The sequence below is a fragment of the Kitasatospora sp. NPDC056731 genome, assembly GCF_040687675.1.
Lineage (GTDB): Bacteria > Actinomycetota > Actinomycetes > Streptomycetales > Streptomycetaceae > Kitasatospora.
This window is the reverse complement of the sequence record NZ_JBFBNR010000060.1, coordinates 32,362-39,677: the sequence shown is the minus strand read 5'-3', so window position 1 is coordinate 39,677 and position 7,316 is coordinate 32,362. Positions and strand designations below refer to the sequence as shown.

The following is a 7,316-nucleotide window of genomic DNA, read 5'->3' as shown; positions in this document are numbered from 1 at the left end:
GCGGTGCGGCGCTGGGACTCCCAGACCGGGCGGTTGCAGACCACGTTGATCAGACCGGTCTCGTCCTCCAGGCTGAGGAAGAGCACCCCGCCCCTCCGCGTTCCGCACCGTTGTCGCGGCTACTGGGTTGTCGCGGCTACTGGCCGGCGACGTCCGGCGTGACCGGGTCCGGCCCCATGTGCGGATCGGCGTCCAGCGGCACGTTCTGGCCGCTCGACTGGTCGGTCACCGTCCGCCCGGCCAGCGGCGAGCGCAGATCGGCGGTCACCGACTGCCGCTTGGCCAGCGCGTTGCAGACCTGCCCGGGCTGCACCGGCGCCGCCACCACGATCCTGACGTCCACCCGGCCGGGGTGCGACTCGTCCGCCTTCAGCGCGTACTTCTGGCAGACCCCGCCGAAGAAGTAGACGGTCAGCCCGTTGCTGCCGTCCACCCGGTAGGAGACCGCCGGGCGCGCCCCCGACCCGGCAGGGTCGGGCTCGCCCACCGCGATCCCGGGGCCCGGGGGAGTGCCCCCGGAGCCGGCCGTCGACGGCTGCCCAGGGGCGGGCGAGGCCGGGGTGGGGGCCCACTTGGTCGGCGGTGTCTGGCCAGGCTGATCCGACGTGGCCGACGGGCTCGCCGCCGGAGCCGGCGCGGACGGGGCGCCGGAGGACGCCGGGGCCTCCGGGGAGGCGCTCGCGCCCGCCGAGGTCGTGGCCGCGCCGCCCGCCGCCGCGTCCGACGAGGTCTTGCCGTCCCCGTTGCACCCGGCCACCGTCACCACCGCCGCCAGCGCCAGGCCCGCCAGGGCCACCGCCCGCCGACCGCGCCGGGGCATCGTCTCCAGGTCCATCTGCACATCCTCCCGAGGGCTCAGCGGTGCCGCCCGCTCGGCCGCTCCGCGCGGATGTGACGTGACCCGGTCGGATCCGGTTCCACTCGCCCCGGGCCGGGGCGGGCGCCGGGTCACATGCCGTACTCGGCCATCCCGGCGACCAGCCGCTGCGCGTCGGACGGCACCCGGAACCCCTCCCGGGCGGGCGCGGCCGGCTCGGGACCGGTCGCCAGCAGCGGCCAGAACCGGCGCAGCCGCCGGGACGAACTCACCAGCGCGTCGAGGCTCTCGCCGTCGGCTTCGGTCCGGAGGGCGGACAGCGGGGCGTGGCTGGGCATCATCGGGCATCGCTCCGATCCATGGCCGTGGCCGCACTGCCACGGTCGACGACGGGGCCCGCCCGGCTCGGCGGGGCCCCTGCTGCCGACCCTAGGCCGGGGTTCGGCCCACCCACCAGTGCTACCCGGAGGTAGTACACGTTCGACGGTGACGGGTGCCACGATGGCACTGCGGGCCGGCGGATTGCGGCGGTCTTGCTGCCGCCCGCCCCGAGCCCGGTACCGTGTGTGGGTTCACCCGTGCTTGCCCGTTGGCCCCGCAGCCATCCTGAGGAGACCTCCCGTGCGTATCGCCGTCGCCGGCTCGATCGCCACCGACCACCTGATGACGTTCCCCGGTCGGTTCGCCGACCAGCTCGTCGCCGAGCAGCTGCACACCGTGTCGCTGTCCTTCCTGGTCGACACCCTGGACATCCGCCGCGGCGGAGTCGCGCCGAACATCGCGTTCGGCATGGGCGTGCTCGGGCTCCGCCCGATCCTGGTCGGCGCGGCCGGCGCGGACTTCGCCGAGTACCGCAGCTGGCTGGAGCGCAACAACGTGGACTGCAACTCCGTCCACATCTCCGAGACCCGGCACACCGCCCGCTTCATGTGCACCACGGACGAGGACCACAACCAGATCGCCTCGTTCTACACCGGTGCCATGGCGGAGGCCCGCAACATCGAGCTCAAGCCGATCGCCGACCGCGTCGGCGGCCTCGACCTCGTCCTGATCGGTGCCGACGACCCGCAGGGCATGGTCCGCCACACCCAGGAGTGCCGCACCCGCGGCTTCGCCTTCGCCGCCGACCCCTCCCAGCAGCTGGCCCGCCTGGACGGCGACGACATCCGCGACATCGTCGACGGCGCCGCGTACCTCTTCACCAACGAGTACGAGGCCGCGCTGATCGAGAGCAAGACCGGCTGGGACGCCGAGGAGATCCTCACCCGGGTCGGCACCCGGATCACCACCCTGGGCAGCAAGGGCGTGCGGATCGAGCGCAAGGGCGAGGCGGCGATCCTGGTCGGCTGCGCCGCCGAGGAGGCGAAGGTCGACCCGACCGGCGTCGGCGACGCCTTCCGGGCCGGCTTCCTGACCGGCCTGTCCTGGCAGCTCGACCTGGAGCGCGCCGCCCAGCTCGGCTGCATGCTCGCCACCCTGGTGATCGAGACCGTCGGCACCCAGGAGTACGAGCTGCGCCCGACCGCCTTCCTGAAGCGTTTCGAGGCCGCCTACGGTGCCGAGGCCGCCGCGGACGTCCGCGCGCACCTGGTCAAGTAGTCCGCCGGACAACGAGGTAGGCCGAGCCCCGGTCGCCGCCGTAGTCGGCGGCCGGGGCCTCGCCCGCGTACTCCTGACCGCGCATCCCGCACCAGGCCGGGATGTCCAGCCGGGCCGCCTCGTCGTCCGCGAGCACGGCGACCGTGCCGCCCTCCGGCACCTCGCCGATCCGCTTCGCCAGCTCGATGACCGGCAGCGGGCAGCGCTTGCCCAGCGCGTCGATCACCAGCAGGGGCCCGGCCGCCGGCTCCGGCTCCGGGGCCGGCAGGTCCAGCCCGAGCGGCGCCCGGACGCCCGCGACCAGCTCCGGCAGCACGGTGAGGAAGCGTTCGACGTCGGCCTCGGCCGTCCCGGGCGGCAGCGAGACCCGGACGTTCCCCTCGGTGAGCACCCCCATCGCGGCCAGCACATGGCTCGGCGTCAGGGTGGAGGAGGTGCAGGAGGAGCCGGAGGAGACCGCGAAGCCCGCCCGGTCCAGTTCGGTGAGCAGCACCTCGCCGTCCACGTACAGGCAGGAGAAGGTGACGATGTGCGGCAGCCGCCGCACCGGGTCGCCGACCACCTCCACTTCGGGCACCAGCTGCGGCACCCGGGCCCGGATGCGCTCCACCAACGCGTGGAGCCGGGCGTTCTCCCGCGCGGCCTCGGCCCGGACGGCCCGCAGCGAGGCGGCCGCGGCGACGATCGCCGGGACGTTGACGTAGCCGGGCACCCGCCCGCCCTCGCGTTCGTCGGCCGGCAGCGGCGAGGCGTACCGGACGCCCTTGCGCACCGCCAGCACCCCGACGCCGGGCGGCCCGCCCCACTTGTGCGCGCTGGCGGTCAGCAGCGACCAGCCGGCCGGGACGTCCATCCGCCCGACGCTCTGCGCGGCGTCGACCAGCAGCGGGACACCGGCCTCGCGGCAGTGTCCGGCGACCTCGCCGACCGGCTGGACCGTCCCCACCTCGTGGTTGGCGCTCTGCAGGACGGCCAGCGCGGTGTCCGCGCGCAGCAACGCGGCGAACACGTCCGGGTCGACCCGTCCGGCGCGGTCCACCGGCACCACCGAGACGGTGCCCCCGCCCGCCTCCTGACGCTCGGCGACGTGCAGCACGCTGGAGTGCTCGACCGCCGAGTGCACCAGGTGGCCGCCGCGCCGCCGGTGGCCGGCCAGCGCGCCCAGCATGCCGAGTTGCACCGCCTGCGTCCCGCTCGCGGTGAAGGAGATCTCGTCCGCCCGGGCGCCCAGGGCCTCGGCCACCGTCTCGCGGGCGGCGTCCAGCAGCATCCGGGCCTGCCGGCCGGAGCGGTACAGCCGGGCCGGATCGGCCCAGCCCTCGTCCAGGGCGGCGGTCAGCGCCTGCCGTGCCACGGGGTGCAGAGGGGCCGTCGAGGCCGCATCGAAGTACACGGTCACATTTAACGACACACCCGGAGCCGTTCCGGTCCGACGACATCGCTTACCGGCCGTCAGTCGATCACCCCGAATGTCCGCTTCGTCCGCGTCCGACGGACCGTCACCCGCGTAGTTCGAGGTCATCCCCCGATCGGGCGTAAGGACCTCGAATGCCTACGATGACCTGCGACGCAGCCCCTGCCGGGCCTGATCGGGCGACCGGGCGGCGCGTTACCGGGGGCTGCCCGTCAGGAGCGCATAAGGCTGGAGTAGGGTTTGGCCCGCATAAGCATTCAAACCGTGCCCGTGGACGGGTCGCCGGGGAGGCTCACAATCCTCCGCGGGGCGACGCGAAGGCGGGCGAGACTTCGGGAAGGCGCTACGTGAGTCCCAACGGCTCCGACCGCTCGCCGCGGCGCACGATGCGGCGGAAGCTGCCTCAGGCGCTGGCACTGGGCCTCGTCATCGCGACCGCCACCGGCTGCTCGGCCAACGACCTCCCCAGGCTTGGCCTCCCGAGCCCCGTCACCAAGGAAGGGCCGATGGTCCTCCAGATGTGGCAGGGCTCCTGGATCGCGGCGCTGGTGGTCGGCGTACTGATGTGGGGTCTGATCATCTGGAGCGTGATCTTCCACCGGCGCAGCCGCACCGGCGTGGAGGTCCCCCCGCAGACCCGGTACAACGTGCCCATCGAGGCGCTCTACACCGCGGTCCCCATCATCATCGTGTCGGTGCTCTTCTACTTCGTCGCCCGCGACGAGTCGAAGCTGATCGCCGTCTCCGAGAAGCCGCAGCACACGGTCAACGTGGTCGGCTTCCAGTGGAGCTGGGCGTTCAACTACGAGAACACCGAGAACCCCGACCCGGCCAACAAGGACGCCGCGTACGACGTCGGTACGCCCAGGGACGTTCCGACGCTCTGGCTGCCGGTCGACGAGTCGGTCCAGTTCCGGCTGACCTCGCGTGACGTCATCCACGACTTCTGGCCCGTCAACTTCATGATGAAGATGGACGTCGTGCCGGGCGTGGTGAACAGGTTCGAGGTCACCCCCACCGTCAAGGGCGAGTACATGGGCAAGTGCGCGGAGCTCTGCGGCGTCGACCACTCGCGCATGCTGTTCAACGTCAAGGTCGTCGACCGCGCCGACTACGACAAGCACCTGGCGGACCTCCGGGCCAAGGGCCAGACCGGCGCGTTGCCCTCCGGCATCACGACCATGGGAAGTGAAGAGAAGTGACCATCCTCAACGAGCCCGCCGCGGCCGGCGGGGGCGCCGGGGCCGTCACGGTCGGGGCGCAGCGGACCCGCAAGCCGGGTTCGACCATCATCAAGTGGCTGACCACCACCGACCACAAGACGATCGGCACCCTGTACCTGGGGACGTCGTTCGCCTTCTTCCTGATCGGCGGCATCCTCGCGCTGGTCATGCGCGCCGAGCTGGCTCGTCCCGGGACCCAGATCCTGTCGAACGAGCAGTTCAACCAGGCGTTCACGATGCACGGCACGATCATGCTGCTGATGTTCGCGACGCCGCTGTTCGCCGGCTTCGCGAACTGGATCATGCCGCTCCAGATCGGCGCCCCGGACGTGGCGTTCCCGCGTCTGAACATGTTCGCGTACTGGCTGTACCTCTTCGGCTCGACCATCGCGGTGGCGGGCTTCCTGACCCCGAACGGCGCGGCCAACTTCGGCTGGTTCGCCTACTCCCCGCTGTCGGACGCGGTCCGTTCGCCGGGCGTCGGCGCCGACATGTGGATCATGGGCCTGGCCTTCTCCGGCTTCGGCACGATCCTCGGTGCGGTCAACTTCATCACCACGATCATCTGCATGCGCGCCCCCGGCATGACGATGTTCCGGATGTCGATCTTCGTCTGGAACGTCCTGCTGACCGCCGTGCTGGTCCTGCTGGCCTTCCCGGTCCTGGCCGCCGCGCTGTTCGCCCTGGAGGCGGACCGTAAATTCGGGGCCCACGTATTCGATCCCGCCAACGGCGGGGCGATGCTGTGGCAACACCTGTTCTGGTTCTTCGGCCACCCCGAGGTGTACATCATCGCGCTGCCGTTCTTCGGCATCGTGTCGGAGATCATCCCGGTCTTCAGCCGCAAGCCGATGTTCGGCTACTCCGGCCTGATCGCGGCCACCATCGCGATCGCCGGTCTGTCGGTGACGGTGTGGGCGCACCACATGTACGTCACCGGGCAGGTGCTGCTGCCGTTCTTCTCCTTCATGACCTTCCTGATCGCGGTCCCGACCGGTGTGAAGTTCTTCAACTGGGTCGGCACCATGTGGAAGGGCTCGCTGAGCTTCGAGACGCCGATGCTCTGGACGGTCGGCTTCCTGGTCACCTTCCTCTTCGGTGGTCTGACCGGTGTGCTGCTGGCCTCCCCGCCGATCGACTTCCACGTCTCGGACTCGTACTTCGTCGTCGCCCACTTCCACTACGTGGTCTTCGGCACCGTCGTCTTCGCGATGTTCGCCGGCTTCCACTTCTGGTGGCCGAAGATGACCGGCAAGATGCTGGACGAGCGCCTCGGCAAGATCACCTTCTGGACGCTGTTCTTCGGCTTCCACACCACCTTCCTGGTCCAGCACTGGCTCGGCGCGGAGGGCATGCCCCGCCGCTACGCCGACTACCTGGCCTCGGACGGCTTCACCACGCTGAACACCGTCTCGACCATCGGCTCGTTCGTGCTCGGCGCCTCGATGCTGCCGTTCCTCTACAACGTGTGGAAGACGGCCAAGTACGGCGAGAAGGTCGAGGTCGACGACCCGTGGGGCTACGGCCGCTCGCTGGAGTGGGCGACCTCCTGCCCGCCGCCGCGGCACAACTTCCTCACCCTGCCCCGGATCCGCTCCGAATCCCCGGCCTTCGACCTCCACCACCCGGAGATCGCCGCGCTGGACTACCTGGAGAACCACGGTGAGCCGGCCAAGCACCTCGCCGGCGTGACCCCGGCGAAGTACGACGCCCCGAAGCTGGACAAGGGCAAGAAGGAGGGCGACGTCTGATGAAGGAACAGGGAAAGATCTTCCTCGGGCTGGCGGTCTTCGTCCTCGCGATGGCCGTCACCTACGGCCTGTGGACCAACCACTCGGAGCACGGGATCGAGGCGGCCGGCACCACGGCGCTGTTCCTCGCCTTCGCGCTCTGCGCCTTCATCGGGTACTACCTCGCCTTCACCGCCCGCCGGGTGGACAGCGGCGCGGGTGACAACCCCGAGGCCGAGGTGGCGGACGACGCCGGCGAGCTGGGCTTCTTCGCCCCGCACAGCTGGCAGCCGCTCTCCCTGGCGATCGGCGGCTCGCTGGCGTTCCTCGGAGTGATCTTCGGCTGGTGGCTGCTGTTCTGGTCGATCCCGATCATCCTGATCGGCCTCTTCGGCTGGGTCTTCGAGTTCTACCGGGGCGAGAACCAGAACCAGTAGGTTCCCGGGTTCCGCCGACGACGACAGGGCCGGTCCTCCCGCATGGGGAGGACCGGCCCCGTTGCGTCTCCAGGGTGACGAACTCACTCACCCGGG

7 protein-coding genes are annotated in these 7,316 nt (G+C 71.0%); 4 read left to right on the top strand and 3 right to left on the bottom strand.

Features of this window, described 5'->3' with window-relative positions; all coding sequences use genetic code 11:
• Positions 1-136 precede the first annotated feature (136 nt).
• Positions 137-835, bottom strand: a complete 699-nt coding sequence (locus AB0R04_RS35350; RefSeq protein WP_363377789.1) for a hypothetical protein — start codon at positions 833-835, stop codon at positions 137-139.
• Between the two features lie 113 nt (positions 836-948).
• A complete protein-coding gene (locus tag AB0R04_RS35345) occupies positions 949-1,158 on the bottom strand; it encodes a hypothetical protein (protein ID WP_363377787.1) in 210 nt (69 codons plus the stop codon).
• A gap of 280 nt (positions 1,159-1,438) precedes the next feature.
• Here AB0R04_RS35345 and AB0R04_RS35340 point away from each other — a divergent pair, with 280 nt between their 5' ends.
• Entirely contained in the window at positions 1,439-2,416 is a 978-nt protein-coding gene (locus AB0R04_RS35340) for a carbohydrate kinase family protein (protein WP_363377785.1), read from the top strand.
• On the opposite strand, the gene AB0R04_RS35335 is transcribed toward AB0R04_RS35340, so the two are convergent.
• A complete protein-coding gene (locus AB0R04_RS35335) occupies positions 2,409-3,809 on the bottom strand; it encodes an aminotransferase class V-fold PLP-dependent enzyme (RefSeq protein WP_363377783.1) in 1,401 nt (466 codons plus the stop codon). The genes AB0R04_RS35340 and AB0R04_RS35335 overlap by 8 nt on opposite strands.
• 368 nt (positions 3,810-4,177) lie before the next feature.
• Between AB0R04_RS35335 and coxB the strand changes: the two genes are divergently transcribed.
• From coxB to AB0R04_RS35320, 3 genes are read left to right on the top strand one after another with little or no spacing between them, the layout of a single operon-like run.
• A complete protein-coding gene (coxB, locus tag AB0R04_RS35330) occupies positions 4,178-5,032 on the top strand; it encodes a cytochrome c oxidase subunit II (protein WP_363377781.1) in 855 nt (284 codons plus the stop codon).
• Positions 5,029-6,804, top strand: a complete 1,776-nt coding sequence (gene ctaD, locus AB0R04_RS35325; protein ID WP_063347291.1) for a cytochrome c oxidase subunit I — start codon at positions 5,029-5,031, stop codon at positions 6,802-6,804. The genes coxB and ctaD overlap by 4 nt, the downstream gene beginning before the upstream one ends.
• Positions 6,804-7,220 carry a cytochrome c oxidase subunit 4 gene (locus tag AB0R04_RS35320; RefSeq protein ID WP_063347290.1) on the top strand — a complete coding sequence of 139 codons (417 nt, stop codon included), beginning with the start codon at positions 6,804-6,806 and terminating at the stop codon, positions 7,218-7,220. The genes ctaD and AB0R04_RS35320 overlap by 1 nt, the downstream gene beginning before the upstream one ends.
• The last annotated feature ends 96 nt before the right edge of the window (positions 7,221-7,316 follow it).

Coding starts and splice junctions, on each gene's coding strand:
- AB0R04_RS35345 (WP_363377787.1), bottom strand. CDS start 1,158: ATGATGCCCAGCCACGCCCCGCTGTCCGCCCTCCGGACCGAAGCCGAC.
- AB0R04_RS35320 (WP_063347290.1), top strand. CDS start 6,804: ATGAAGGAACAGGGAAAGATCTTCCTCGGGCTGGCGGTCTTCGTCCTC.
- AB0R04_RS35350 (WP_363377789.1), bottom strand. CDS start 835: ATGGACCTGGAGACGATGCCCCGGCGCGGTCGGCGGGCGGTGGCCCTG.